Genomic DNA, 23,725 nt, shown 5'->3' on the forward strand with positions numbered 1-23,725 from the left:
GAGGTCAACCATGAAGCTTTTGAAACAGGTATTCCTGACGGGTTTGTTCACCCTGTTAACAGTCGGGATCTGCTTTTCCCAGGTGTACAGGATAGGTTCCATAAATCCTCTGACGGGAAAGCTTTCAACCCACGGCATCGAAATAGACCAGGGTATCCAGGTCGCCGTTGAAGAATTCAACAGAGATGAAAAGGTGAATTCGTTGGGCCTGCGTGTTGAGCTTTTCAGGCGTGACGACCGAAGTAATCCGGATGTTGCCATTAATCAGGCAGAACAGCTCATTTCCGTTGAAAAGGTCGTAGCCCTTGTCGGTGGATATGTGGACAGTCTTGTGGGGCCCATAAGCACTGTGGCTTCAAAAAGAGGGATACCCTATGTTGCCTCTGCAAGCCTTCAGAGCAATGTGGTCGAGGGTCGAGGTATATTCTTTTCCCGGATTTCCTGCATGGATGGTCTGATTATTCCCGTGAGAGACTTTCTGATTTCCGAAATAAAGCCCTCCAGGGTGGCAATAATCTACGCTGCCACACCCGGAGCTACGGAATTTTCGGAAAAACTGAAAAAGGAGCTTGAAAAAGCCGGAATATCTGTTCCAATCTTCGAAAAGGTTCGTCCGGGAAGCCCGGACTTTTCCCCCGTTATCCTGAAATGCCGGCAAAAGAAGGTTGATTTTATAGTTGCTGCAGTTTTTTTTGCCGATCACCTGGTTTTTGTAAGGCAACTGCAGAACTTTAGCGGTCCGGTAAAGGGTTATCTCGGTCCCTGGGGAGTGGCCTATCCGTCCTTCATAAAGGAAATGGGTTCGTCATCAAACGGCCTTTTTGGGTTAAGCGCATGGGCGCCTGATTTTACATACCCGGGTACCGAAGAAATGTCCGATCGTTTCGTTCGACTTTACACGGAGATGTTCAAAACCACCCCCACGACGACGGCCATGCACGGTTATGCCTCCGCAAAGGTTGTCCTGACGGCACTGGAAAAGCTTGTTAGCTCAGGAGAAAAGGTAACCGGTGAAACCCTTGCCCGGGCAATCAGAGGTATCGATATCACCCTTCCCATCGGTCCCGTAGCCTTCGACGAAAAGGGCAATCCGCTACGGTATCGCCAGATGGTGGTGCAGATCCAGAACGAAAAGATGATCGTGGTATATCCTCATGATAGGGCAACCGGCAAGATCATCTATCCTGTGGCATATTGAACTTCGCAAAAGGTAGATGGGAATTGGTTATGGAAATCCTTCTTCAGCTCCTCGTCCAGGCTTTAAGTCTTGGAAGTTTTTACACCCTGCTATCCCTGGGTTTTGCACTCATTTTCGGTGTAACCCATGTGTTTAATCTGGCTCACGGCGAGTTTATAATAATTTCCGGCTACTGCGCCTATTACCTGATCCGTCAGATGGGATTAAGCCTTCCGCAGGTCCTTCCGGCAACCATCTTTATATCCGTCCTGCTGGCCTTTTGCCTCAACGGCCTGGTAAGGCAGGAAAGAAAATCAGAAGAGCTCCAAAGCCTCATCGTCACTTTCGGTCTTTCCCTCGTTATCCAGCACCTGCTCATGGGAATTTTTTCTGCCGACTATCGTATAATTTTTCACAAGCCCCGCCTGTACACCCTTCCCCTTCTCTCGGTTACAGTCACTTCTCTTCAGCTCTATCTTATCGTTCTGTCCGTAGCAACCGTTACGGCGCTGTACCTGCTCTTCCGAAAAACCTTCCTTGGAAAAGCTCTAAGGGCCACGATTCAGGATCGTTACACTGCACAACTTGCCGGCATATCAATAAGGCAAATGAGATGGCTTGCGTTGCTTCTTGGGGGAGTGGCTATCGGGATAGCGGGCCCCCTTTTTGCCCATGTCTTCTATCTTCACCCCTCCGGAGGGATGGAGCCGACCGTTATTGCTATGATCATTACAATTTTTGCGGGTACGGGTAGAATTAGAGGGCTCATTGTGGGGGGATGGATCCTCGGTTTTCTGGAAACCACAACGGCCTTTTTATGGGGCCCCGAATGGTGCGAACTTGCGCTGGCGTGCGTTTTACTGATACTTCTTATATGGAAGCCTCATGGAGTTCTCACGCCAATCAGAATTTCCAGGTAGATTTTACGGAAGTGAGGAGGAACGGAATGCCTTCAATTGTCTTCAACGCCTTTGGGTTCCTGCAGGATGAATGCAGAAAAAGAAACATCCCCTATCAGGAAGCTCGGATTGAGGTACCTGACGGTGAAACCGTGTCAGGTTTGCTTGCAAGGCTTGGAATACCTGAGGACATCGTGGAAGGCGTTTTTATCAACGGCAGAATTATGCCTTTTTCCACGGTTCTGAAGGACAACGATCGTGTTGCACTGGTACCTCCGGGAACCCCGGGACCGCATCGTTTTCTTCTGGGCATAAGCACATGCAAGCAAAGGTCTTGAAATACCTGGGCGTTACCGCCGCTATACCGGTTCTGGCCCTGTTACTGGCACATGCCCCTCTCAGGCCCGACATACGCACCGTTGCCGGAATGGCGTTTTTTTACGGCGCCCTTGCCTCATTGTGGAACCTCCATGCCCTTTCGGGGATGGTATCGCTTGGACATGCTGCTTTTTTCGGCATTGGAGCCTACGGCTCCGTGTTGACATGTTACTACACCGGCCTGAGCCCCTGGATCACCCTCTGGATTGGCGGTATCTTTGCGGGGCTGTACGCCCTTACCTGGCACATATGTTTCGGACACTTGAGACACGGCCCTTACACACTCGCAACTTTTGCGGCCGCCATCATTCCAAGGGTTATATCGAGTAACTGGGATTCCTTCACCTTCGGATCAATGGGGATAATGAACGTCAGACCCCTTTTTGCCCACGCCTCCGAAGCAATGTACCTGCCAGTGCTTCTGATCTTCGGATTCTTCGCCGTGCTCATCCACGAGCTCGCCATTTCCTCAAGGGCAGGCTGGGCGCTTAGAACCGTCAGAGAAGATGAAGTGGCCGCGGCATCTATCGGGGTTCCTGTTGATTTCGTAAGGCTCTCAGCGCTTGTCGTAAGTGGAACCCTTACGGGTGTTGCCGGAGGGATTTATGCACACATGATCGGGATTCTGGAACCGTCAACGGTGTTCGGGCTGCATATATCGGCGGTACCGCTGGTTTTCAGCTTTTTCGGTGGAAGGTTTACCTCCTTCGGCCCGATGTTCGGCGCCCTGACACTTTATTCTCTGGATCAACTTCTCATCGCTCCCTTCTTCCCCGATTCCCATCAGGCAATGTACGGTCTTATCATTATCATAACTCTGTGGTTTTTTCCCGAAGGAGTCTGTTCATGGTTTCGGGCAAAAACGGGCAATGCCTGATAGTTCGTGACCTATCGGCCCGTAGAAACGGAAGAACCGTATTAAGTAATGTTACCTTTTCCATAAGGTACGGTGAGATCGTCAGTATCATTGGACCCAACGGCGCAGGCAAAAGCACTCTTTTTGACCTCATTACCGGTTTCCTGAAGCCTTACGGCGGTTCCGTCTTATTCGAAGGTGTGGATCTTACCTCCATGAACCCGCACAAAATATGCCATATCGGGATTGCACGGACTTTTCAGATACCTCGACCCTTCTCCGGCATGACCGCCCTTGAAAACGTCATGGCAGCCGCCATGTTCGGTAAAAGGGGAGACCTTTCTCCGGCTGAATACCGCAATAGGGCCGAGAGCATTCTTGATCTCGTGGGAATTGCCCATAAAGCAAGTACAAGAGCCTGTTCTCTGACCCTGTCGGAACAACGCAGGCTGGAGGTGGCCAGAGCTCTTGCAACACAGCCCCGGCTCCTTCTGCTGGACGAATTCGCCGCGGGCCTGAGCCCTCAGGCCATAAACAGTGCACTGGAGCTTATAGAAAATCTCCGAAACAGAGGACTTACCCTAATAATCATCGACCATTTTCTGAACGTTACGGTCCGGGTTTCCGACAGGCTGATTGCCCTGGACAGGGGACGTGTGGTAGCCGAAGGAGACGTGGAATACGTGCTTAATAACCCGGCGGTAGCGTCGGCCTACCTTGGAGTAAGCTGATGGACCTGTCATGCCCGCTTCTCTGTGTAAGGAAACTGAGCATTTGCTACGGCCGCCGCCCCGTAGTAACGGACGTCACCTTCGGAGTTACGGAGCGGCAGATAGTTGCCGTAGTTGGTCCGAACGGTGCGGGCAAAACAACCATACTCAAAGCCATAGCGGGCCTTATCAGACCGATTCACGGCGAGATAATTTTCAAGGGAGAACACACAGAAAGCCTTTCCGTTCAGGACATGGTACGCCGTGGTGTTGTTTATGTGCCCGAGGGAATGAACGTATTCCCGCATATGTCGGTTGAGGAAAATCTCGAGGTCGGGGCCTATCTCCACCGCCGTGGCCTGAGAGAAAGGCTAAAGACGGTCTACGAGATTTTCCCCGAGTTGTACTCAAAAAGGAACAGGCCGGCCGGAGCTCTGAGCGGTGGCGAGCAGCGTATGCTGACGGTAGGCCGGGGCCTGATGGCTCGTGTCACCCTTCTGCTACTGGACGATCCCTTCCTGGGCCTCAGCCCCAGGATTACACATAGATTGTGTGATGCCCTCCACGAGATGAAACGGCAGGGTATTACCTTGCTCATCGCAGGACAGCACATCAAACGATTGCTCACGGCCGCAGACTGGGGTTTCCTCATAGAAGACGGCCACATTACCCTTTCCGGCTCCGGGTCGGACCTGCTGCAGAACGACCACTTAAGACAGGTCCTCTTTGGAAGAGTTCCTTTAGAAACCATTGGTATAGCGGGCGTGTATGATTAATTGCCCCTCCCGGTCGTCTGTGACCAACAGAGCGATTGAACAGCCGGCAAAATCCGGGTAAAGAATAGTTCCAACCCCGTGTTGCTGTAATGGCTCTTCTCTTACCTTCAGCGGAGGGGAACGATGTCTTCGGATATGGAGTTAAAGGAAGGCAAAAACGACAGGACAGCGGAGGCGCCTGAGAAACGCAGAGTAATTGCCTGGTTGCTCCTTGCCACCATACTTGTGGCCTCGATAGGTTCATTCATCTGGTGGTATCTTCACCGCCATCTCGAAACCACCGACAATGCTTACGTTATGGCCGACAGCGCTACCGTAAGCAGTCGTGTTCCGGGCAGAATCGCAAAGATATATGTCGAAAACGATGACTATGCAGAGCAGGGAACGGTGGTCGTGGAACTCGAATCCGAGGATTATCGGCTGAGGCTTGAGCAGGCGGAAGCGGCTCTGAAAACTCTTAAAGCCGAATACAATCTGCGTTTGAAGGAATTGGAATACATAGATAAGAAAACTCAGGCTTCGGTGATGGAGGCTCGGGCAGCCCTTGAGGTTGCCAGGAACAGAAAGCAGCAGGCAATGGACAGAGTGAATCGACTTCTTGACGAAAAGCGAATTGCCCAGGCCGACTTCAATCACGCCAGGAGGGATTACGAGAGATTTGAGCCTCTGTATCGGAGCAAGGCAATAGCAGAACGTGACTTTGACAGGATCAGAACGGCTTATAAGAAAGCCCGGGCAAAACTCGATGGCGTAGAAGCCGAAATATCTGCGGCACAAAAAGAGGTTAACGTGGCAACGGATGAAATCGAAAGGTCAAAGGCAAAGCTGGAAAGCGCACTTGCCGAAAGGCTTCAGGTGGATGTTCAGCGGCGAAGGCTGGAAGCTCTTAAGGCAAAGATCAAAGAAGCCGAAGCCGTCAGAGACCTCGCGGCTCTAAATCTTTCTTACTGCAAAATATATGCGCCCATATCAGGCTATATCGCCCAGAAGCGCATTCAGGTCGGCGACTGGGTACAGCCCGGACAGGCACTGTTTGCAATTGTGCCCTTAAAGGACGTTTATATCGAGGCCAACTTCAAAGAAACCCAGCTTACAAACATGCGCATAGGCCAGCCGGCCGTAATCGAGGCCGACACCTATCCCGGATATGAATTTCACGGCAGGATTGTCGGCATAAGAGCCGGTACGGGAGCGGCTTTTTCTCTGCTTCCGCCGGAAAATGCCACGGGGAACTGGATCAAAATCGTCCAGCGTGTTCCCGTAAAAATCAGGCTCGATGAACCTCCGCCTGAAGACCGCCCCCTGAGAGTGGGATTATCGCTGAAGGTCACCGTGGATACCTCGGTCAAGTCCGGTCCTTTCCTGAAAACTGCCCGTACGGGGAAACCCTTTTGAAAATTAAACCATGAGCTTCGGAAAGCAGCCCCAACAGACCAACAAGTGGATCGTAGCCTTTACGGTCATCCTGCCCACCTTTATTGAGGTAATGGATACCAGCGTTGTTAACGTTTCCCTACCTCACATTCGGGGAAGCCTCAGCGCGGGAGTTGATGAAGTAACCTGGGTTCTCACATCGTACCTGGTGTCGAACGCAATCATAATCCCGATTACGGGATGGCTTGCGGGAATCTTCGGCAGAAAAAACTACCTTATCTTCTCTCTCGCCCTCTTTACCGGAAGTTCACTTCTCTGTGGTGCTGCCCCTTCCCTTGAGATCCTTATAATAGCCCGCATACTTCAGGGGCTCGGAGGCGGGGGGCTCCAGCCTCTATCCCAGGCCATTCTTCTTGAAACCTTCCCTCCCAGAGAACACGGGATTGCCATGGCCGTTTTCGGTATGGGTGTCGTCTTCGCCCCGATTCTGGGACCTGTCGTAGGCGGCTGGATTACCGATAACTGGTCTTGGCGCTGGGTTTTCTATATCAACCTTCCCGTGGGAATCATATCGGTACTGCTGACCCTTGCTTTCATATTTGATCCCCCTTACATCCGATCGAAAAAAATCCGAATCGATTACTGGGGATTGGGCCTGCTTGCCGTGGGGTTAGGGTGCCTTCAGGTAGTTCTGGACAAGGGAGAAAGGGAAGACTGGTTCGAATCCAACTTCATCACGACACTGTCAATAATTTCGGCTCTTTGCCTTATAGTCTTCGTAATAGTTGAACTGCGTTCCAGAAACCCGGTTGTGGATTTGCGTATTCTGAAGGATCGCTCCTTTGCCTTCGGAAATATCATCATGTTCACCGGTTTCTTCTGTATGTTCGGAAGCATCGTTCTGTTGCCTCTTTATCTGCAAAACCTCATGGGTTACACGGCCTTATGGGCGGGATTGGTTCTGGGCCCCGGGGGAATAGCGAGCTTTCTTATCATGCCCGTTGCGGGCAACCTCATGAAACGGGGCGTAAAGCCCCATTATCTTCTAGCCCTTGGCCTGTTTCTGGCCGCCTACTCTTTCTGGATGATGTCACGATTTAACCTTGAAGCCGACTTCCTGTCGGTTGCCGTACCCAGAATCGTTCTCGGCTTTGGAATGGGGCTTTTCTTTGTGCCGCTGGGAGCCGCATCCTACGTGAACATTCCCAAAGAAAAAATGGGAACAGCTTCCGGTATCTTTAACCTTCTTAGAAACCTCGGAGGGAGCTTTGGCACCGCCGTGGGAACAACGGTGCTGTCCCAGAGATCACAATTCCATCAGAACTTCCTGGTAGAACACATTACTCCCTTTCACCCATCGCTTCAACATAAGCTTCAGGAGATAATGCAGCTTCTGGGTATAACTCAGCTTTCGAATGCCGATTACAAACGGGTTCTGGCCGTGGTATACCAGGAAGTACTCAGACAGGCCTCGATGATGGGCTTTAACGATACTTTCTGGCTATTCTGCATCATGACTTCTTTTCTGGTACCTCTGGCCCTGCTGATGAAAGGAGCAAAGGGAAAGAAAGTGGAGATCTCGGTTCACTGAAGAACTGCCGATCTGGCCACCCTATCGGCAACGGCAAAAAGACGGTTAAGAGTGTGAGTCAGTTCCGCCGTGTCCCTGTTTTTATTTACTTTCCCGAGGTTAATCAGTGGGCCAATCGTAATCACCACTCTGGAAAAAGGAAGGGGCAACAACATTCTGTCCCAGGTGGGAAGGGTTAGCTTTGGATAAATTCCCACGCCCACAGGAACTATGGGAACCCCGGAAATCGAAGAGATAAAAAGAACGCCCTTTTGGGCAACTCTTGCAGGACCTCTACTCCCATCGGCTATCAGTCCTCCGTAATACCCCAGGGACAGATATTGAAGCATCCTTCTGGTTGCACTGCGTCCCTGTCTACCCGAGGATCCACGGACGGTCGCATAACCCCACCTTTCGACTATAGAGCTTATCCAGTCGCCGTCCCTGCTTGAACTCACCATGACCACGGTACGACGATGACGGAAAAAGTAGAGCACCGGCAAAAGACCGCAGTGCCAGGTGGTAACGAGAACGGGTATCCCGGCATCTTCGATAACTTCGGCGATTTCTTTTCCCAAAACGGTAAAATTGCAACTCCTCAACCACAGAGAAGCAACCTTTTCCGCCATGAGGGCACCGCCGTTAAGTATTTTCTCATCACGGAAGAATTTCTTAATTGGTCTGGGGGTGGGCATTACCGGATCCCTCTTTGCTCATTCAAACACATACATAGGAAGATCGGTTCTAACGAGAGATGCAAACCTCTGCGCATCCTCCCCTTTCAAAAAAAACCAGAAGGCCTCTTCCGGAGTAAGAACCCTTATATCGAAGTCCCCTCTTAAACGCCATTCCTTTTCGTGTTTCCAGTCGCTTTGAGGCGGTTCATGCTTTTGAAAGCGATACCGTTCCGATCTGGGAAGACGCTCGTAAAGTGCGGACGGGATATAACATGCAGGCATTGCTCCTGCACGCTTCAGGACACTTTTCTTCACGGCAATGCCGCACAAGCCCAGAGTCCAGCGTAGAGATGCCGGATTCCACTTTCTGATCCTCCTGACCTCCCCGGGCGGCAAAGAGGTCCAGCTCACAACGGGCGTACCATCTCTGATCATGGCCCCGTGAGCCCTTATAAGACCTTCCTGAGCTATGCGAACGAGGATGTCAACGGAACTGTTTGATGCCAGCGGGTCCCCTTTGAGAAGCCTCCTCAGGTATTCTTCGCGACTTTCCTGAGCGGCAGGACCATAAGTGCTTCTGGTGTAATGATAGAGGTATTCACCAAAAGGAAATGACCCGTCCGGCCGGGAAATGAGATTTCCAGCCTCCACCACTTTGTCGGCCTTTAGAGTGCCGTGCTTTGAAATCACTTCAGAAACTTCCCACGAAATCAGGCTATCACCACTCAACGGGAGGGAACTTAAAGAGGGTCTCCAGACAAGGACATGCTTCTTCCTCATGAGTGCATCTCTGATGTTTTCAACCATTGTACTTCTGGGACGTAAGTGAACTACGATGATTATATCGCTGAGACCTGCTATAAGAGCGTCACGACATTTCATCATGGTCCTGCGATCACACCTTAAGGGGCTGATACAGCAGGAAAAAGAACTGCTTTTTTTGTTAAGCCCATCGGCTCTGTATGAATACGGCAGGATTATAACGTTTTCCTTTTCGTTATCTTCAGCCCAGATCCTGAAAAGATCATAACCAATGGTTCCAACGCTGACCAGAGCCATGAAGTCCAGCCCTTCCAGGGCCAAAAGAGCATAACGGAAGGAATCAAGCCAGGGCTCGTCGGGTTTTATACTTCGAGGAACCCGAGAGTTGAGCATGCTGATCTTTGGAAATCCCTGGAGGTCACATTTCGATAAGCCGAATAGAAAGCGGCATGGGAAGTCTGTTTCGAGGACATGAAGGGATTCACCGGATAACATCACCTCGGCCTTTTTGAGGCAGTCGTTCCAAATCCTTGCAGAAAGCCTGAAGCCAAGGCTTTCCTCAAGTAAAATTTTAACAGAAGGCCTGTCAAAACCGTATGTTGCTGCAGCTGACAGCAAATTCTGAACTTTTCTGCCGTCCTTCTGACCACGGCGTCTCATAAAATCGACTATTGCAAGCACACAGACGGCTTCATCTCTATCGAGCTTTCTGACCTGCGAAGATAAATCCGCAGGACGAGACAACCTTTCTTCTATAAGGATCCTCAAGGAAAACGGTCCCATAAACCCTCCCCTTCTATATGGGCGAATAATACATGAGAGCTTCTGCCACCTCAATAATTGTTGGGAAAACGCACTGATGTGCAGAAAAGAGCTTGCCACATGCGGGCGGTATATGCTAAATACACGATGCAATTGAAGGGTTGGGCCGTTAGCTCAATATGGTAGAGCAGCTGACTCTTAATCAGTTGGTTCGGGGTTCGAGTCCCTGACGGCCCACCAGAAAAAGGGTTGGGGGATCGTCTAACGGCAGGACGGCGGACTCTGGATCCGCTAGTCTAGGTTCGAATCCTAGTCCCCCAGCCATATTTTTTCGAGGTGGTCCCATCGTCTAGCGGCCTAGGATATCGGCCTCTCACGCCGAAGACACGGGTTCGAGTCCCGTTGGGACCACCATTTGTTTGTTTTACAAGAATTCGTAAGCATTCTCCCTGTGGTGGGGGGAAAGCTTCCCCTTTCTCAAGATGCGCCCGTAGCTCAGCTGGACAGAGCGTCGGACTTCGAATCCGCAGGCCGCAGGTTCGAATCCTGCCGGGCGCACCAGTGATTTCAATAACTTACTCGAGATTCACAAGAGGCTGAAATTAGCAGTGCGCCTTCAGTGCGCCCCACAATGAAAGACCTCCCTCTTACGACGGGGATCACGAGGGGAACGAAGTCACGGGTCATGCAGCGGCATGGCTTTTCGCCGTCGCCCAGGTTCCTGCGGTAGCGGGGTTCGTCCTGCGTCAGGCCATCCGAAGAACAAAAGCACCACCACTTCGGGAACGTATCGGGAGACTCTATAGGGCCAATCGGACGCGACTCATGCCGATGCACTATTCAGACAACCTGACGGCGGTAACTTTTGCCGGCGTCAACCTTTCGCTTTCCCGCCGTCGATCGACGAGTGCGCCCGAGTGGGCCTTGCCCTGGTTCGTGCTCCTGGCATCGCTTGGTTTGATCGCTCGACTGCGTTTTGGGCTCTCTTCGCTCATCCGGACGGTCAGGAAAGTCCATGGACATCCTTTGTTTGCTGGAGTCCTTTTCGGGCTTCTTGCTGTGGGCCATCAGCTCCTGGATTGATTCGTGACCGCAGACCCAACCACACCCCAAGCTCACCCAGGGCCGTCGTGGACAAACCGGAATGGCCCTTGTGACGAGACCCCACATTTATCGAAGCGCCTCCCGGACTCCTCGCTCTGAAGGAGGCTGCCGGAGGAGATTCGTGACCACGAAACACAGGGTCTCAAAGCTCACTCGGCCTTTTGTGGAGTTGGGCTTGTTCGCCGAGGAGGTTCCGGCGATTGAGATACCCGGGCGAAATGTCCCGGATTCTCATGGTCTCTCGCCAATCCTGCGTCACGAGGGCCAGACCTGGGGCGTTCTTTCAAACTGCCGCGGATCGTACCCTCTTTGTTGCAGCAGGGCATGGAGTTCTCGAAAGATCTTGCGATCGAGATGTGGTTCCCGGCTCAGTATCCAGCCGTATTTTCGACCTGGTACCCCTACGACCGCCCAGCTATAGTCATCGGCAAGTCCGATGATCCAATAATCGCCCCAGAAAAGCTGAAAACCCAGGAGCCGAACAAAGCTGACCTTGAGCTTTGCGTTCGTTGTCGCGTCCACCACCCGCGCAACGCCTCGGGCTTCAATCCATCGTCCCGAATCCGTCATACATCGATTGATGACGGCTATCTTGCCGTCAGCACGGACCCGGTACTCTGCCGTCGTGTTCCTCGCGCATTTCCTCTGAAACCTGTTCGGGAGCCTGGCTATTTCGTACCACGTACCGGCATATTTCACGAGATCAACGAACGTCACAGTATCAAGACTCATCGGCACTTTTTTCTCCTTTTCGTAAAGGGCCTTCCCCCGCCATTGGAGCTCCATAAGAAAGGAAGCTTCTTATGATTACCAGGATACGTTAAACCCGTGCTTGGGCGATCCGTGAAAAACCTCGAACCATGAGACCGTCCTCCCGATCCTGGAAATACATTTCGTTCAAGGCCTCGGGGCCGACATCGACGATGCTTTTGAAGCCCATATTCGCCAGTTGCCGGGCAAGCTCTTCCGGTTCGAAGAACGTCCGCCATGGCTCTCCCGCCGCTTCTACTCTGTACGCAAGAGCATCGAAAGTTCGACGCTGCACCCCATGCAGCAACGACGGTGGCAGGAGATAATCAAACACCACGGTGGTTCCGACAGGTCCAGAGGCGATGAAAGCAAGGGTGCTCAGAACGACATCGACGGTCAAGTACTCGGTCACACCAAGCCATGAAAAGAAACCCGGCCTCTCCGGATCATACCCGACATCTCGCAGAGCCTCCTCAAGCTGACCCACTTCCAGATCGATCGAAACAAAGACGACGTTCTCCGGAATTGGGATTCCGGCAGCCCTGAGTCGTTGCCGCTTCAGGTTCTGCGAATCGGGATGGTCCACTTCGTAGATTCTGAGCCGGTCTTTTCCGTACCGTTGCCTGAAGGCAAAGGTATCGAGACCTGCACCCAGGATGACGCACTGGCCCACGCCTCTTGCCACGGCCTCAGCCAGGGCATCTTCGGCGTATCGACTCCGCGCGACCAGGAAGGCCCTCAGGTAAGGTGACCATGGGTTTTGTTCAGGCCCCGAGGGGTCCTGGAGAATCTCTCGGGCCCTTTCAGCCCCAATGATCCTGAGCGCCAGCGGATCATCGAACACCCTGGGACGGTCGATCACCTGGTGGAGCGCCCGAAGAACGGCTGCCCTTTCCGAGGTCCGACTGCCTTTTCCATCATGCATTGAATTCCTCCATCCTTTGGGCAAAATTGGTTGCATGGGTTCTTCGGCATTCGAGACACTCACGGACCATCCCACGGTACCTGCTTTCAGACCGCAGGGCCGAAGGATCAAAAACGCACCTGCTCCTCAGTCCTTGGCATCGTGCACCAACGGGCCGGAGCATCCGGCTGTTGGCGCACCGAGGATCACCGTGACTGCAACCCGCCCGTCGAGCCTCCGACCAGTTTCTCGAGTTCCTCCCGCATGCGGGCGATCGAAAAGGGTCGGCCATGCCCTGGATAGACATGGTTCGCTCCCGCTTCTATGATGCGCCGCCAGCTCATGGTCAATGTGCTCATATCACATGCAAAGGGCGGAAAAACGGAGCAACACCCCGGAAATGGCACGTTCGCCGCACCGTCGCCGATAAAACACGCACCGTTATCAAGCAACACAGAGAGAGAGCCTGCTGTGTGGCCGGGCGTCGGAAGCACGCGACCGGGAAAGCCGAAGGATTGGAGCTCCATTGCGTCGGAGAGAACGATGTCTGGTTCAATGGCGGCATACCGAAAGAAGGCCTTGAAGGGTCGTGCCAGCTTTGACGCCGCCGTGCCCAATGGATTCGTTCCCGGCGGAAGGCATGTTTCTCCTGAAAGCAAAAAGGGCTTTTCCGCGACATGAGCACAAATGAGAGCCCGATAGACATTACGGAGCCGACTCAGGCCTCCCGCGTGGTCAAAATGGGCATGCGTAACGACGATGAGCTTCAAGGCATCTTGCCCGACCCCGTATCGCCGGAGTGCTCCCAGGAGTATCCTCTCAGAACCTGGTGGTCCGGCATCGACCAGAAGGGCCTTACCTCGATGCATCACCAGATAGGCGCTGGCAAACAAGAGGTGAAGCCTGATGATGCGGACTCCCCCTTCTTCCGTGAGTCCTTCGCCACCGCGCGGGACTCGCCGTTCCGCAGGGACCTGTGGGTCTTTCTGGCTTCCCCGTCGATCCGTTCGCGCATGACACAAAGGCGGAATCTCCTTTTTCATGACCTCCAGGACACAAAACATGACTGAACGGATGGCAACCTGCCTGGCCCCATACTCTCTTCCGCGAGGGCCTGGCAAATGGCCTGTTCCATTGGAGTAAGCGAAATGGGAACGAGGTCGCGGATACGATTGTCCCTGCAGACGGCCTCGTTCTTGAGCCCTTCTACCAGAGGAAACACGATGCCCGCAGGCACAGGCGTCACGAGGTTGATCCAATAGGCCGAGAGCCGAGGTGTAAGGAACGGCACGGGAATGAGCAGTCTCTTTAGTTTTCGCACACGGCAGTATATGCGGACAAGGTCGGCATAAGAAAGGATCTCAGGCCCGCCGATATCGAGTCTCAACCCGGCCGTGGCTTCGTTTTCCAGACATCCAATCAGGTAGGCGATAACGTCCTGCACGGCAATAGGCTGCGATCGAGTCTGAATCCATTTCGGACAGATCATGACAGGGAGGCGTTCGGCCAGATACCGGATAATCTCAAAGGAGGCACCTCCTGCACCAATAATAACAGCCGCTCTCAGGACCGTCGTCTGCACCCGACCCGACTGGAGAATATCGGCCACTTCGTTCCGACTTGCCAGATGTTTGGAGAGCTCATCGCTCCTTTCACCCAGGCCCCCAAGGTAGATAATGCGCCGTACGCCGGCCGCCTCTGCGGCGCTGAGAAAATGTAAGGCAGCCTTCCGGTCCCGTTCGGCGAAGGCCTTTGTTTCCCGTATCGTCCTTCCGCCCATGGAGTGGACAAGGTAGTACGCGGTGGTGATGCCCTCGAGTGCCGCCGAGAGCGTTTCTGGTCGCAGGAGATCGCCATAGACGACTTCGGGATCACGGCGAAGAGGCTCGCCGCGTATCGTTAATTTCTCCGACAACCTCACAAGACACCGGACACGATAGCCCTTCTCGTCAAGCGCCCGAAGGAGCCGCCCACCGATAAAACCGGTTGGCCCTGTCAGGAGCACTCTTTCATCATTTTTCACCATGACCGATCCCTCCTCGTCGGCCTTCGTGTTACGGATGTATTGGGTTCCCACTCCCTCAAGTCCCAGTTCGCAGGTCCAGGGGGTTCAGGCATGGTTCCGGAGCTTCAGCTCCAGCGGGTGAGGGTTGAGATAGACCTGCCGTGCCAGATAGGGTTCGTTGTATTTCCGAACGTAATGCTTCATGAGTGTAACGGGTACGATCAAGGGCACGTAGCCTTTGCGGTAGTCTTCGATAACTTCGAGAAGCTCTCGCTTTTCGTCCCCGGTGAGGACCTTTTTGAAGTAGCCCATCATGTGCTGGAGCACATTGGTGTGCTTTCGGACCGTAGCCTTCAACTTGAGCGCCCGCATGAGGAGGTCCTCGTATTGTTCCAGGGCGCTGCTCAGGTTGAGGTCATGAACGCGGGCGACGAGTTTTCCCATATCCAGGCATATTTTTTCGCTATGGGCCATGATGAGCAGCTTGTGCTCGGTGTGGAACTGCACGAGCCTGTGGGGTGTCGGATTGTCTTCGAGAACCTTACGCCATCTTGCGAGCGTGAAGACGCGTTCGATAAAGTTTTCACGGAGCTCGGGATCATGGAGTCGCCCATCTTCTTCAACAGGTATGCGGGGAAAATGGAGCATAAACGTTCGCGCAAAGAGTCCCACACCCTTCTTTACGGGCATGCCCTTGGCTGAATAGACCTTGACCCGTTCCATGCCGCTGCTCGGGGAGTTGGCTTTGAAGATGAAGCCACAGAGGTTTTCCCGCTCCAGCTCCCGCACACGCCGTCTGGCCCAGGCCAACAAACGATCGGTCATGTCCTTTCCGGTGTTTACGGTCACGAGCCTTGGATTTTCGGGATCGCCCACAAGGCGCATAGCCTCTCGCGGGACGCCGAACCCTGCTTCTGTTTCGGGACACACAGGCACAAAGTCGAAGTACTTCCCGAGCGTATCCGTGATGTACCTGTCGTGGGCATGGCCCCCGTTGTACCGGACTTCCCGTCCGAGAAGACAGGCGCTGACACCGATCTTGATCTGCTCCATGGCACCTCCCGTTGGTCGGCAAGCAGTTCCTTGCTAGGATATCATTATTGGGCCACCCATCGTAAGCAAAAAGAAGGTTATTCTTTATTCCTGATGCTTTCTGTACCATGAGCAATTGGGTGTTGATCACGGGAAGTTTTCTTATGGGGCTAACAGAGGTTTTGATTGGCAGGGATTTGATAGCAATGGGCAGGCGCAGGGTTTTCGAGAAGATATGAGATGCCCGCACTGTGGCAGCAACGGGTGCATAAAGAACGAGAGGGCAAAGGTGAAGCAGAGTCACCTTTGCAGGCATTTTGGAACGGCAGGTCGATGTGGACATGCCTGGGTGACGGTAAATTTCTTTTTGAAGCATGTTCGAAAACTGAAAGAACCTTTCTTCGGTTTTATGACAAAATTCTCGAAGCAGAATTTAATTACACAGATGACTTCAAGCTCTGTGATCGGTTGCCCTTTAACGGCCACGTGAAGGGAATCATGGGTAAGGCAAAGAGCAAAAGGAATGAGGGTAGGTATTCGATTTTGAGAGATAAACTTGCCGGATTGAGAAGAAAGACCAGAGCTTACGGCAAAAGCGTCTTTATCCTCTGTGGTTCAATTGCTCTCCTTGCCGTCAAAAACAATCGGATATAAATCATCATGAGCAAAGAACACCCGATATTGAAATAACTTTTAGCCTAATCTTTATCATGCTATAAAAATCCAACCCGTCATTTAACTGTAACCATACAAGGAGGTGTGCTTATGAAAAAGTACTCAATTATTCTGCTGCTGGCTTTTACATTACTTCTTTACGCCGTAATGCCCTGCGCGGCGCAGAATCAGCCTACGAACCAACAAACTGCATCCGAGCAGGTTTCGGCCAAAATAAACATCAACACTGCCGATAAGGCCGACCTGGAAAAGTTGCCGGGCATTGGTCCTGCTCTGGCCGAGCGAATTATTCAGTACAGGCAGGAGCATGGGCCGTTCAAAACGATCGATGAGCTAAAAAACGTCAAGGGTATCGGTGACAAGAAGTTTGAAGCTATAAAAGATCTTATTACCGTTGAGTAATAAAAAGGCTTAATTTTCCCCTGTCCGGTTGTCCGGGCAGGGGAAGGCAAAAGAACCAGGGTGTGAAAAACGGATGGCCCCATCCGGTAAGAACTTCTCGGAATGCACTTGATTTTATAAAGCCCTTTGACGAAACATGGCAAGGACGCACACAAAGGCATGAACTCCCATCTTTGAATCGGTCCAGTGGTATGCGGGATAGCAGGATACAGGATAAACGATCTTTGAGATGCCGGGATGCATTCTCTATTACATGAGCCGAAAGGTTGCATAATCCGTATCTAGCTTCTCATTGGGCTCATAGCCCCTTTTGATTTTTCCTTCCTTTATTCCCAGTTCACTTATTATCCCGTCAAAGATCCTCCAGAAAGCCCTGCCGGAAAATTCTTTCGCCTTGATAATCTATCCAGGGAAACCGTCTTATACCATCCCGGCTCCTGCCTTGCTGTGATGATTTCCAACGCAGTGTATGGCGGCTATGAGCACAAAATCCCCCGCCGAGATCCCACAGACCTTCCCGGGAACCGATCTGTTTATAATATGCCTCAACCCAATTCTTTCCGCCACCTCAAAAAGTGCCGTGAGAAGGCGAAATTGCCTGGAGCTTACCTTTCCGGGCTTCTGATGCCTTCGGGTTTCTTCAATCAGCCTCAACACATCTTCTGCAGTGCCCGGGTGAGCCTGCCGGGTCACAACCTCGCTTTTTCCCGATCCCCCGTCTTTCCGGTAGTAGCATTGGGATAGATCTTTATACGGCAGGACCGGGAGCAGTAACATTTCGTGTTACTCCGTTTTCTTGCTATTATCGTTTCGGTTCCTTTTGTTTCCATAGCAGTTACATTTACAGATCACTTCTGTACATGTGAAAAAAAGAGGTTGAACTATGTAGTTACACTGTGTGGAACAATAAGCCTTTAAAAACCCCAGAACTTTCGGCAGGCGCTCCCAAAAAATGGAAAACCTGAGTAGGAGTACTTACGGTCAAAGCAAGGTAATATTTTGAAAAAACGGCAAAGCGGGAAGACAAAAGATAGTTGCATAATGCACTGGAGCATATCTTTACATGAGGTTTTCGGAGAAAAGCGGTCAAAATCGGGCTCTCGCCTTTTCGGCACAGTGATACTCCATGCACCCTGTTCAATAAGAAAGCCGGATCCACAGGGGATCCGGCTTCAATTCCGGCTATCTGAGGCTAAAGAGTTCTTACAGAAGTATCGGTGCTATAACCAGTGAAATCACCGACATGAGCTTGATGAGGATGTTCATGCTGGGTCCGGAAGTGTCCTTGAAGGGATCGCCCACCGTGTCGCCAACAACGGCCGCCTTATGATTGTCCGAACCCTTACCGCCAAAGTGCCCGGCTTCAATGTACTTTTTGGCATTGTCCCATGCACCACCAGCATTAGCCATGTACAGAGCCAGCATAACCCCCGAAAGAGTTGCACCGAGGAGCATTCCACCCAGAGCCTGACGGCCGATTATAAAGCCCACAAGAACCGGGGTTGTTACGCCGACAAGACCGGGCAAAAGCATTCTTCTGAGAGCCCCGCGAGTTGCTATGGCAACGCAACGAGCCGGATCGGGTTTCGCCTTACCTTCAAGAAGTCCCGGAATCTCTCTGAACTGACGGCGAATTTCTTCAACCATGTCGAAGGCAGCGTCGCCCACTGCCGTCATGGTCATTGCCGCAACAAGGAAAGGAACAATGGCGCCGATGAAGGCACCTATTATCACGTAAGGATCGGTAATGTTAACCACCTCAAGCTGAGCCGCCTGAGTATAGGCCACAAACAGAGCAACGGCCGTCAGTGCTGCAGCACCAATAGCAAACCCCTTACCTATGGCCGCCGTCGTATTTCCGAGAGCATCGAGGCTGTCCGTAATCGCTCTCGTTTCAGGACCCAGCTCTGCCATCTCGGAAATACCACCGGCATTGTCAGCAATAGGACCATAAGCGTCCACGGTCATCGTGGCACCAACGGTGGCCAGCATTCCAACCGCGGAGATACCAATTCCGTAGATTCCACCGGTGATATAGGCAACGTAGGTGGCAACGCAGATGCCGAGCACGGGGAGAGCAACACTTTCCATTCCTACTGCAAGACCGGCGATAATAACCGTGGCAGGCCCCGTTTCGGACTGAGCGGCAATCTTCCTGATGGGGCTCATCGATGTGTAGTACTCGGCAAGCAACCCTATGGCTATACCGCACAAAAGACCCGACACAACCGACCAGAATACACCAAACCGTACACCCGTTTGTTTTACGAGCCAGTATTCAAGACCTACGAAAATAAAGGCCGCAACAAAGGTTGTGTATCTCAGCGCTTTCTGGGGATCCATGTTTGCCATGGCCCGAATGCTGAAAACACCCACAAAAGAAGCCAGCAGTCCGGCCATTACGGTAAGAACAGGAAGAGCCATGTATGCAAGGCGGTCTCCTTCACCGAGCACTTCCTGAGACATCGTAGCGGCGATAGCGATGGTAGCAATGATGGACCCTACATAGGACTCGAAGATGTCGGCACCCATACCGGCGATGTCACCCACATTGTCACCGACGTTGTCGGCGATAACTCCTGGATTACGGGGGTCGTCTTCAGGGATTCCGGCTTCCACCTTACCAACAAGGTCTGCCCCGACATCGGCAGCCTTTGTGTAAATTCCACCACCCATACGGGCGAAGAGGGCTATGGAGCTTGCTCCCATGGCAAAGCCGTTAATGTAATTTGCCGTGGACGGATCCTTACCCCACAGGTAGAAGAAGATTCCAACTCCAAGAAGTCCCAAACTGGCAACGGCTAGCCCCATGCAGGCACCGCCAAAGTAAGAAACAATAAGAGCCTTCGCCTGCCCCCACTGATTGGCCGCCCAGGAAGTACGGGAGTTAGCCCGGGTAGCTGCACTCATACCGGTAAAACCGGCCAGGATCGAGCAGAGAGCACCCGAAACATAAGCAATGGCAGTCTGCTTGTTAATGAAGAAGAAGAGAAGAGCACACACGATGGCGATAAATCCCGCCAGGATCGTGTATTCGGTCTTCAGAAAAGCCATTGCTCCTTCATGGATCATTTCTTCCAGTTCTTTCATCCTGTCCGTTCCATTCGGCTGTTTCTTAATCCAGGCAAAAATCATGACTGCGAGCAGCAAACCTGCCGCCCCGAAAATTGCAGCAAGATCCACATACTTTAAAACCATGTGCCACACCTCCCTCTCATACTTGTGCAAAAATTAACGTGCCTGCACAAAAAATTTACTCCTTACCTACCACACCCTGCCGTTAAACCTGTTCATGGCCTCATCAAAACCTCTGGATACTATAACCTCTAACGCTTCCACCCCCTTTTCGATCATTTCGCAAAATTTCTTTTCTTCCTCCCCATAAGGGGGACTTAAAACATATTCGTAAACGCTTTCTCCGTACAGAGGGCGTCCGATGCCTATCTTCACCCTTCCGAATTCATTCGTTCCCAGACTGTCTATAACGGATTGCACGCCTCTGTGCCCCCCAGAACTACCCTTCCTGACCACCTTTAAACGCCCCAAAGGAAGATCAAGGTCATCGTGAACTACCACAAGTTCATCCAGCGGATTCACATCCAGCAATCGAAGGGCTTCTTTAACGGCAATACCACTTCTGTTCATATATGTGACGGGTTTTACAATAGCTATTTCTCCACATTTGCACAAGCATTTTTTCACAATCCCCCAGGGCATCTTAAACTCTTGCCTCAGGGTCAGACGATCCACCAGTAGATCGACCACCAGAAATCCGACATTATGCCTCGTGAAACTATACTCGGGGCCCGGATTCCCGAGCCCAACGATAAGCCACATGAGTCCTTCCCGAGGGCTGATATATTACTCGCCGGAAGCCTCACCACCCTCTTCTTCAGATTCTCCCTCCGCCGGAGCCTCCTCTCCCTCAGGTGGGGTTACGGCAACAATGGGAGCATCCATGGCACTAAGGATCTTAAAAGAAAACCTATCCTTTATATCTTCTACGTGAATTACGTCTCCAATATCCAGCTCGCTGACATCGACTTCTATTTTTTCGGGTATGTCTTTGGGCAAGCATCTGATCAACAGACTGTGGAGAACGACGTTAAGAACACCGCCTTTTTTAACCCCTTTGGCTTCTCCCACAATTTCTACGGGAACATCCACATCAACGTCCTGATCGGCGGCAAGGGCATAAAAGTCGGCATGCAAAAGCATACGCCTGTAAGGATGGACCTGAATATCCTTGATTATTACCTGCTCACGCCTTTCTCCTCCGTCAACCTGCTTAATGACCAGGTCAACAACCTTGGTCTCTTCTCCAAATTCATAAATAAGCTTTTTCAGTTTGTTTCCCGGTACGATAACCGGAAGAGGCTTATCCACTGCAGGTCCGTAAACAACACCGGGAATTTTGTCCATTCTTCTCAATTTTCTTGCGGCTCCTTTTCCGGAAACCCTTCGTTCTTCAGCAACAAGTTCCCATGCCATCTTTTGATCTTCCTCCTTCTCGTGTTAAATAAAACACAGCTCGGCTTCGAGAGTTTCCCCACAGTGAAGTGCTCTAATGGCCTTTGCAAGTACCCCTGCTACACTTACATATTCTATCGGGACTCCCAGCGTATCCGGGTTTGTGTAGGGCACCACACTGTCGGTCACCACAAGACACTTTAAAGCAGATCTTCTCAACCGTTCCTCGCATCCAGCGGAGAAGATGCCATGGACGCTGTAAGCCATAACCGACAGCGCACCGGCCCGATGAGCGGCTTCGGAAACTCGTTCTATCGTGCGGCCCGTATCCACGATATCGTCGAAAAGCACGACATACTTATCCCGCACATCTCCGACTATGCGGGGCTCCCAGGGTGCCCCCATATCCCTTTCGTCCATTATGGCCATTTCCAGGTTAAGCGCCGTGGCAAAAGATCTGGCACGCCTTACTCCGGCGGCATCGGGGGCGACAACTATACTTCCTTCGGGAAGATTCTTCCTTGCGTGCTCAACGAAAACATTCAAAGCCGTAACGTGATCAACGGGAACCTTAAAAAAACCCATGGTCTGGCCGGAGTGAAAATCCAGGGCCACCACATGATCAACCCCGGCCTCTTCCAGAAGGTTTGCCAGCATCCGCCCCGTTATGGGCACTCTGGGTTTGTCCTTCTTGTCCCTGCGTCCGTATGCATAATAGGGGATTACGGCGGTAACACGATCGGCCGAAGCCCTCTTCAAAGCATCAATCATCAGAAGAAGCTCTATTACATAGGAATTAACAGGGCAACAAAGAGACTGAACGACATAGACATCTCGTCCCCTCACATTCTCCTCAATTTCAACTCGAATCTCCCCATCGGCAAAAGTCGTCACCAGAGCCCTGCCCAGCTCAACCCCCAGCTCACCACAGACCGCTTCGGCCAGTGCCGGATTTGCGTTACCCGAGAAAATCCTGAACTCTCCCTCCCTCATTGCCCCCTCAAACAAAAATAATGGCTGGGGTGGGAGGATTCGAACCTCCGAATGCGGGTTCCAAAGACCCGTGCCTTACCGCTTGGCGACACCCCAACCGAGCAATGGGTTATCAGGTTTTATATGCTTCACTTATAATAGAAGCCGCCCGGATCCAGTAATTCTTTCCCCACACCTGACCTGCTTCCCCGGCAACTCGAAGAGCTTCCTCATGATTCCGGAAAAGCCCGAATACCGTCGGCCCACTCCCGCTCATCAAAGACCCCTCTGCACCCTTCTTCTTCAGCCATTCCTTTATTTCAGCAAGAACCGGATACCTCACCAGCGTTACGCGCTCCAGATCGTTAACCAGTGCTTCAGGTACATTCAGGCCTTTTTCTTTAACCTTTTTTTTCATAAAGAAATCGTCCGTCTCTGTCAATTCCAAACTTCCGTAAGCCCAGGCGGTAGAAACGGTAAAAGGCGGCTTAATTAAAACCAGTGAATAGGGTTCGATTTTTGATAAAGGCGTCAGACGATCTCCAATGCCTTCGGCTATGCAGGGTTGCCCCTGAAGAAAAAAAGGTACATCGGCGCCAACGGATGCTGCCGTTGACCTGAGCAGTTCATCTCCCAGAGGTCGAGGGTTTAGCCTGTCAAGCAACAGAATCACAGCGGCCGCATTGGCACTTCCTCCTCCAAGACCGGCCCCAACCGGTATTTCTTTCTCCAGCTTTATTCTCACTCCCTTATTTTCATCGGGCCATTTGGCAGCATTCTTATAGGCTTTGAAAGCCTTTACGGCAAGATTATTCTCTCCCGGGGGAACACCCTCAAGGTTGCACTCAACGGAGACGCCGCTGGTACCGTCATCAAGGATCAAACGAACTTCATCGAAAACCGATATGGGTACCATAATACTCCAGATATCATGGTACCCATCGGAACGCTTTCCGATGACCTTAAGGGCAAGGTTAACCTTGGCAGGAATTCGGGTTACCACCTCAAGCATCGGCACCTCGGATTTACGAACACTTCTGCACGAACTTGATTCTGAGATCGTAAAGAAGGGTTTTTAAAAGCTGTTCCTCATCACGATCCAGATTGCCCTTTGTTTTTTCTTCAATCATTGCAAGCGTATCAATAATGTGCCTGGCCATGGATATGTTAACTTCCTTTTTCTTGGAAACCGGATCGGGAACTTCTCCCAGATGCACAAGAGCAGAAGAGGCCAGCGAAAATATGAAAGTCGAGAAGGTCACCTTGGGAAGTTGCGTTTCTTCCGAAGCCCGTTGCTGTTTTGATGCATCGTCGTATTCCTTCCTGGCCCTGGCTTCTTCTTCCTTTGAGAGCTCCTCGACTTTTTCTCCGCCACCACTTTCGGAATTCAACTCGTCAAGACGAATCTTTCTGCGATCCCGAAAAACAAAGCCTTTTTCCTCTTTTTCGCCCATTACGTCCCTCCCGATC

At 51.9% G+C, this 23,725-nt stretch carries 24 protein-coding genes, 5 tRNA genes and 1 pseudogene; 15 read left to right on the forward strand and 15 right to left on the reverse strand.

Annotated features, from left to right (window positions below; translation table 11 throughout):
* The first annotated feature begins 10 nt into the window (after positions 1-10).
* The 8 genes from BM091_RS09655 (at position 11) to BM091_RS09690 (ending at position 7,761) form a co-directional block, all read left to right on the forward strand.
* The gene (locus BM091_RS09655) at positions 11-1,198 is read left to right on the forward strand and encodes an ABC transporter substrate-binding protein (protein ID WP_093395349.1); all 1,188 of its coding nucleotides are present in this window, start codon (positions 11-13) and stop codon (positions 1,196-1,198) included.
* A 29-nt stretch (positions 1,199-1,227) separates the two neighbouring features.
* Positions 1,228-2,097: a branched-chain amino acid ABC transporter permease gene (locus BM091_RS09660; protein ID WP_093395350.1), complete on the forward strand. Its 870-nt coding sequence runs from the start codon at positions 1,228-1,230 to the stop codon at positions 2,095-2,097.
* A gap of 26 nt (positions 2,098-2,123) precedes the next feature.
* Entirely contained in the window at positions 2,124-2,414 is a 291-nt protein-coding gene (locus BM091_RS09665) for a MoaD/ThiS family protein (RefSeq protein WP_093395352.1), read from the forward strand.
* Positions 2,396-3,331: a branched-chain amino acid ABC transporter permease gene (locus BM091_RS09670; RefSeq protein ID WP_093395353.1), complete on the forward strand. Its 936-nt coding sequence runs from the start codon at positions 2,396-2,398 to the stop codon at positions 3,329-3,331. Before BM091_RS09665 ends, BM091_RS09670 begins: the two co-directional genes overlap by 19 nt.
* Complete coding sequence (locus BM091_RS09675; protein ID WP_093395355.1) at positions 3,301-4,041, forward strand: ABC transporter ATP-binding protein; 741 nt, start codon at positions 3,301-3,303, stop codon at positions 4,039-4,041. Before BM091_RS09670 ends, BM091_RS09675 begins: the two co-directional genes overlap by 31 nt.
* On the forward strand, positions 4,041-4,796 hold the full coding sequence (locus tag BM091_RS09680) for an ABC transporter ATP-binding protein (RefSeq protein WP_093395356.1): 756 nt from the start codon (positions 4,041-4,043) through the stop codon (positions 4,794-4,796). The genes BM091_RS09675 and BM091_RS09680 overlap by 1 nt, the downstream gene beginning before the upstream one ends.
* A 123-nt stretch (positions 4,797-4,919) precedes the next feature.
* Positions 4,920-6,191 carry an HlyD family secretion protein gene (locus tag BM091_RS09685; protein WP_093395358.1) on the forward strand — a complete coding sequence of 424 codons (1,272 nt, stop codon included), beginning with the start codon at positions 4,920-4,922 and terminating at the stop codon, positions 6,189-6,191.
* A 10-nt stretch (positions 6,192-6,201) separates the two neighbouring features.
* Complete coding sequence (locus BM091_RS09690; protein WP_093395359.1) at positions 6,202-7,761, forward strand: DHA2 family efflux MFS transporter permease subunit; 1,560 nt, start codon at positions 6,202-6,204, stop codon at positions 7,759-7,761.
* On the opposite strand, the gene BM091_RS09695 is transcribed toward BM091_RS09690, so the two are convergent.
* Positions 7,755-8,435: a lysophospholipid acyltransferase family protein gene (locus BM091_RS09695; RefSeq protein ID WP_093395361.1), complete on the reverse strand. Its 681-nt coding sequence runs from the start codon at positions 8,433-8,435 to the stop codon at positions 7,755-7,757. The two genes, BM091_RS09690 and BM091_RS09695, sit on opposite strands and share 7 nt — an antisense overlap.
* 18 nt (positions 8,436-8,453) lie before the next feature.
* Positions 8,454-9,962: a hypothetical protein gene (locus BM091_RS09700; RefSeq protein ID WP_093395362.1), complete on the reverse strand. Its 1,509-nt coding sequence runs from the start codon at positions 9,960-9,962 to the stop codon at positions 8,454-8,456.
* 142 nt (positions 9,963-10,104) lie between these two features.
* On the opposite strand from BM091_RS09700, the gene BM091_RS09705 reads away from it, so the two are divergent.
* The 5 genes from BM091_RS09705 to BM091_RS13745 all read left to right on the forward strand — a co-directional run bounded on the left by BM091_RS09705 (position 10,105) and on the right by BM091_RS13745 (position 11,024).
* Positions 10,105-10,181, forward strand: a tRNA-Lys gene (locus BM091_RS09705).
* A gap of 10 nt (positions 10,182-10,191) precedes the next feature.
* Positions 10,192-10,265 (forward strand) — tRNA-Gln (locus BM091_RS09710).
* Positions 10,266-10,279: 14 nt separating this feature from the next.
* Positions 10,280-10,355 (forward strand) — tRNA-Glu (locus BM091_RS09715).
* Between the two features lie 70 nt (positions 10,356-10,425).
* A tRNA-Arg gene (locus BM091_RS09720) sits at positions 10,426-10,502 on the forward strand.
* Between the two features lie 264 nt (positions 10,503-10,766).
* Entirely contained in the window at positions 10,767-11,024 is a 258-nt protein-coding gene (locus BM091_RS13745) for a hypothetical protein (protein WP_143083131.1), read from the forward strand.
* A gap of 276 nt (positions 11,025-11,300) precedes the next feature.
* Here the strand turns inward: BM091_RS13745 and BM091_RS09730 are convergent, their stop codons facing one another.
* The 5 genes from BM091_RS09730 to BM091_RS09750 all read right to left on the reverse strand — a co-directional run bounded on the left by BM091_RS09730 (position 11,301) and on the right by BM091_RS09750 (position 15,757).
* Positions 11,301-11,777 carry a lipocalin family protein gene (locus tag BM091_RS09730; RefSeq protein ID WP_218148868.1) on the reverse strand — a complete coding sequence of 159 codons (477 nt, stop codon included), beginning with the start codon at positions 11,775-11,777 and terminating at the stop codon, positions 11,301-11,303.
* Between the two features lie 88 nt (positions 11,778-11,865).
* Entirely contained in the window at positions 11,866-12,720 is an 855-nt protein-coding gene (locus tag BM091_RS09735) for a class I SAM-dependent methyltransferase (RefSeq protein WP_093395367.1), read from the reverse strand.
* 185 nt (positions 12,721-12,905) lie between these two features.
* Positions 12,906-13,742: an MBL fold metallo-hydrolase gene (locus BM091_RS09740; protein ID WP_177193601.1), complete on the reverse strand. Its 837-nt coding sequence runs from the start codon at positions 13,740-13,742 to the stop codon at positions 12,906-12,908.
* Positions 13,739-14,725 carry an NAD(P)H-binding protein gene (locus BM091_RS09745; RefSeq protein ID WP_093395369.1) on the reverse strand — a complete coding sequence of 329 codons (987 nt, stop codon included), beginning with the start codon at positions 14,723-14,725 and terminating at the stop codon, positions 13,739-13,741. Before BM091_RS09745 ends, BM091_RS09740 begins: the two co-directional genes overlap by 4 nt.
* A gap of 84 nt (positions 14,726-14,809) precedes the next feature.
* The gene (locus tag BM091_RS09750) at positions 14,810-15,757 is read right to left on the reverse strand and encodes a YbgA family protein (protein WP_093395371.1); all 948 of its coding nucleotides are present in this window, start codon (positions 15,755-15,757) and stop codon (positions 14,810-14,812) included.
* Between the two features lie 219 nt (positions 15,758-15,976).
* On the opposite strand from BM091_RS09750, the gene BM091_RS09755 reads away from it, so the two are divergent.
* The gene (locus BM091_RS09755) at positions 15,977-16,390 is read left to right on the forward strand and encodes a hypothetical protein (RefSeq protein WP_093395372.1); all 414 of its coding nucleotides are present in this window, start codon (positions 15,977-15,979) and stop codon (positions 16,388-16,390) included.
* A gap of 207 nt (positions 16,391-16,597) precedes the next feature.
* Positions 16,598-16,813 (forward strand): annotated as a pseudogene (locus tag BM091_RS09760) (ComEA family DNA-binding protein); the annotation flags it as partial.
* Between the two features lie 420 nt (positions 16,814-17,233).
* Here BM091_RS09760 and BM091_RS09765 read toward each other — a convergent pair.
* The 8 genes from BM091_RS09765 to BM091_RS09800 form a co-directional block, all read right to left on the reverse strand.
* Positions 17,234-17,590 carry a hypothetical protein gene (locus BM091_RS09765; protein WP_093395375.1) on the reverse strand — a complete coding sequence of 119 codons (357 nt, stop codon included), beginning with the start codon at positions 17,588-17,590 and terminating at the stop codon, positions 17,234-17,236.
* A 426-nt stretch (positions 17,591-18,016) separates the two neighbouring features.
* A complete protein-coding gene (locus BM091_RS09770) occupies positions 18,017-20,011 on the reverse strand; it encodes a sodium-translocating pyrophosphatase (RefSeq protein WP_093395377.1) in 1,995 nt (664 codons plus the stop codon).
* Positions 20,012-20,077: 66 nt separating this feature from the next.
* Positions 20,078-20,650, reverse strand: coding sequence for an aminoacyl-tRNA hydrolase (pth, locus tag BM091_RS09775; protein WP_093395378.1), 573 nt, complete (start codon positions 20,648-20,650; stop codon positions 20,078-20,080).
* Between the two features lie 24 nt (positions 20,651-20,674).
* Positions 20,675-21,304, reverse strand: a complete 630-nt coding sequence (locus tag BM091_RS09780; RefSeq protein WP_093395380.1) for a 50S ribosomal protein L25/general stress protein Ctc — start codon at positions 21,302-21,304, stop codon at positions 20,675-20,677.
* A gap of 24 nt (positions 21,305-21,328) precedes the next feature.
* Positions 21,329-22,276 (reverse strand): ribose-phosphate diphosphokinase, encoded by a 948-nt coding sequence (locus tag BM091_RS09785; protein ID WP_093395382.1) that lies wholly within the window; start codon positions 22,274-22,276, stop codon positions 21,329-21,331.
* A gap of 21 nt (positions 22,277-22,297) precedes the next feature.
* A tRNA-Gln gene (locus BM091_RS09790) sits at positions 22,298-22,372 on the reverse strand.
* Between the two features lie 16 nt (positions 22,373-22,388).
* A complete protein-coding gene (gene ispE, locus BM091_RS09795; RefSeq protein WP_093395383.1) occupies positions 22,389-23,267 on the reverse strand; it encodes a 4-(cytidine 5'-diphospho)-2-C-methyl-D-erythritol kinase in 879 nt (292 codons plus the stop codon).
* Between the two features lie 13 nt (positions 23,268-23,280).
* On the reverse strand, positions 23,281-23,709 hold the full coding sequence (locus BM091_RS09800) for a DUF1844 domain-containing protein (RefSeq protein WP_093395385.1): 429 nt from the start codon (positions 23,707-23,709) through the stop codon (positions 23,281-23,283).
* Positions 23,710-23,725: the final 16 nt, after the last annotated feature.

The organism is Thermodesulforhabdus norvegica (genome assembly GCF_900114975.1).
In the GTDB taxonomy this organism is placed as follows: Bacteria; Desulfobacterota; Syntrophobacteria; order Syntrophobacterales; family Thermodesulforhabdaceae; genus Thermodesulforhabdus; species Thermodesulforhabdus norvegica.

Coding starts and splice junctions, on each gene's coding strand:
- BM091_RS09655 (WP_093395349.1), top strand. CDS start 11: ATGAAGCTTTTGAAACAGGTATTCCTGACGGGTTTGTTCACCCTGTTA.
- BM091_RS09660 (WP_093395350.1), top strand. CDS start 1,228: ATGGAAATCCTTCTTCAGCTCCTCGTCCAGGCTTTAAGTCTTGGAAGT.
- BM091_RS09665 (WP_093395352.1), top strand. CDS start 2,124: ATGCCTTCAATTGTCTTCAACGCCTTTGGGTTCCTGCAGGATGAATGC.
- BM091_RS09670 (WP_093395353.1), top strand. CDS start 2,396: ATGCAAGCAAAGGTCTTGAAATACCTGGGCGTTACCGCCGCTATACCG.
- BM091_RS09675 (WP_093395355.1), top strand. CDS start 3,301: ATGGTTTCGGGCAAAAACGGGCAATGCCTGATAGTTCGTGACCTATCG.
- BM091_RS09680 (WP_093395356.1), top strand. CDS start 4,041: ATGGACCTGTCATGCCCGCTTCTCTGTGTAAGGAAACTGAGCATTTGC.
- BM091_RS09685 (WP_093395358.1), top strand. CDS start 4,920: ATGTCTTCGGATATGGAGTTAAAGGAAGGCAAAAACGACAGGACAGCG.
- BM091_RS09690 (WP_093395359.1), top strand. CDS start 6,202: ATGAGCTTCGGAAAGCAGCCCCAACAGACCAACAAGTGGATCGTAGCC.
- BM091_RS09695 (WP_093395361.1), bottom strand. CDS start 8,435: ATGCCCACCCCCAGACCAATTAAGAAATTCTTCCGTGATGAGAAAATA.
- BM091_RS09700 (WP_093395362.1), bottom strand. CDS start 9,962: ATGGGACCGTTTTCCTTGAGGATCCTTATAGAAGAAAGGTTGTCTCGT.
- BM091_RS13745 (WP_143083131.1), top strand. CDS start 10,767: ATGCCGATGCACTATTCAGACAACCTGACGGCGGTAACTTTTGCCGGC.
- BM091_RS09730 (WP_218148868.1), bottom strand. CDS start 11,777: ATGAGTCTTGATACTGTGACGTTCGTTGATCTCGTGAAATATGCCGGT.
- BM091_RS09735 (WP_093395367.1), bottom strand. CDS start 12,720: ATGCATGATGGAAAAGGCAGTCGGACCTCGGAAAGGGCAGCCGTTCTT.
- BM091_RS09740 (WP_177193601.1), bottom strand. CDS start 13,742: ATGAAAAAGGAGATTCCGCCTTTGTGTCATGCGCGAACGGATCGACGG.
- BM091_RS09745 (WP_093395369.1), bottom strand. CDS start 14,725: ATGGTGAAAAATGATGAAAGAGTGCTCCTGACAGGGCCAACCGGTTTT.
- BM091_RS09750 (WP_093395371.1), bottom strand. CDS start 15,757: ATGGAGCAGATCAAGATCGGTGTCAGCGCCTGTCTTCTCGGACGGGAA.
- BM091_RS09755 (WP_093395372.1), top strand. CDS start 15,977: ATGCCCGCACTGTGGCAGCAACGGGTGCATAAAGAACGAGAGGGCAAA.
- BM091_RS09765 (WP_093395375.1), bottom strand. CDS start 17,590: ATGTTACTGCTCCCGGTCCTGCCGTATAAAGATCTATCCCAATGCTAC.
- BM091_RS09770 (WP_093395377.1), bottom strand. CDS start 20,011: ATGGTTTTAAAGTATGTGGATCTTGCTGCAATTTTCGGGGCGGCAGGT.
- pth (WP_093395378.1), bottom strand. CDS start 20,650: ATGTGGCTTATCGTTGGGCTCGGGAATCCGGGCCCCGAGTATAGTTTC.
- BM091_RS09780 (WP_093395380.1), bottom strand. CDS start 21,304: ATGGCATGGGAACTTGTTGCTGAAGAACGAAGGGTTTCCGGAAAAGGA.
- BM091_RS09785 (WP_093395382.1), bottom strand. CDS start 22,276: ATGAGGGAGGGAGAGTTCAGGATTTTCTCGGGTAACGCAAATCCGGCA.
- ispE (WP_093395383.1), bottom strand. CDS start 23,267: ATGCTTGAGGTGGTAACCCGAATTCCTGCCAAGGTTAACCTTGCCCTT.
- BM091_RS09800 (WP_093395385.1), bottom strand. CDS start 23,709: ATGGGCGAAAAAGAGGAAAAAGGCTTTGTTTTTCGGGATCGCAGAAAG.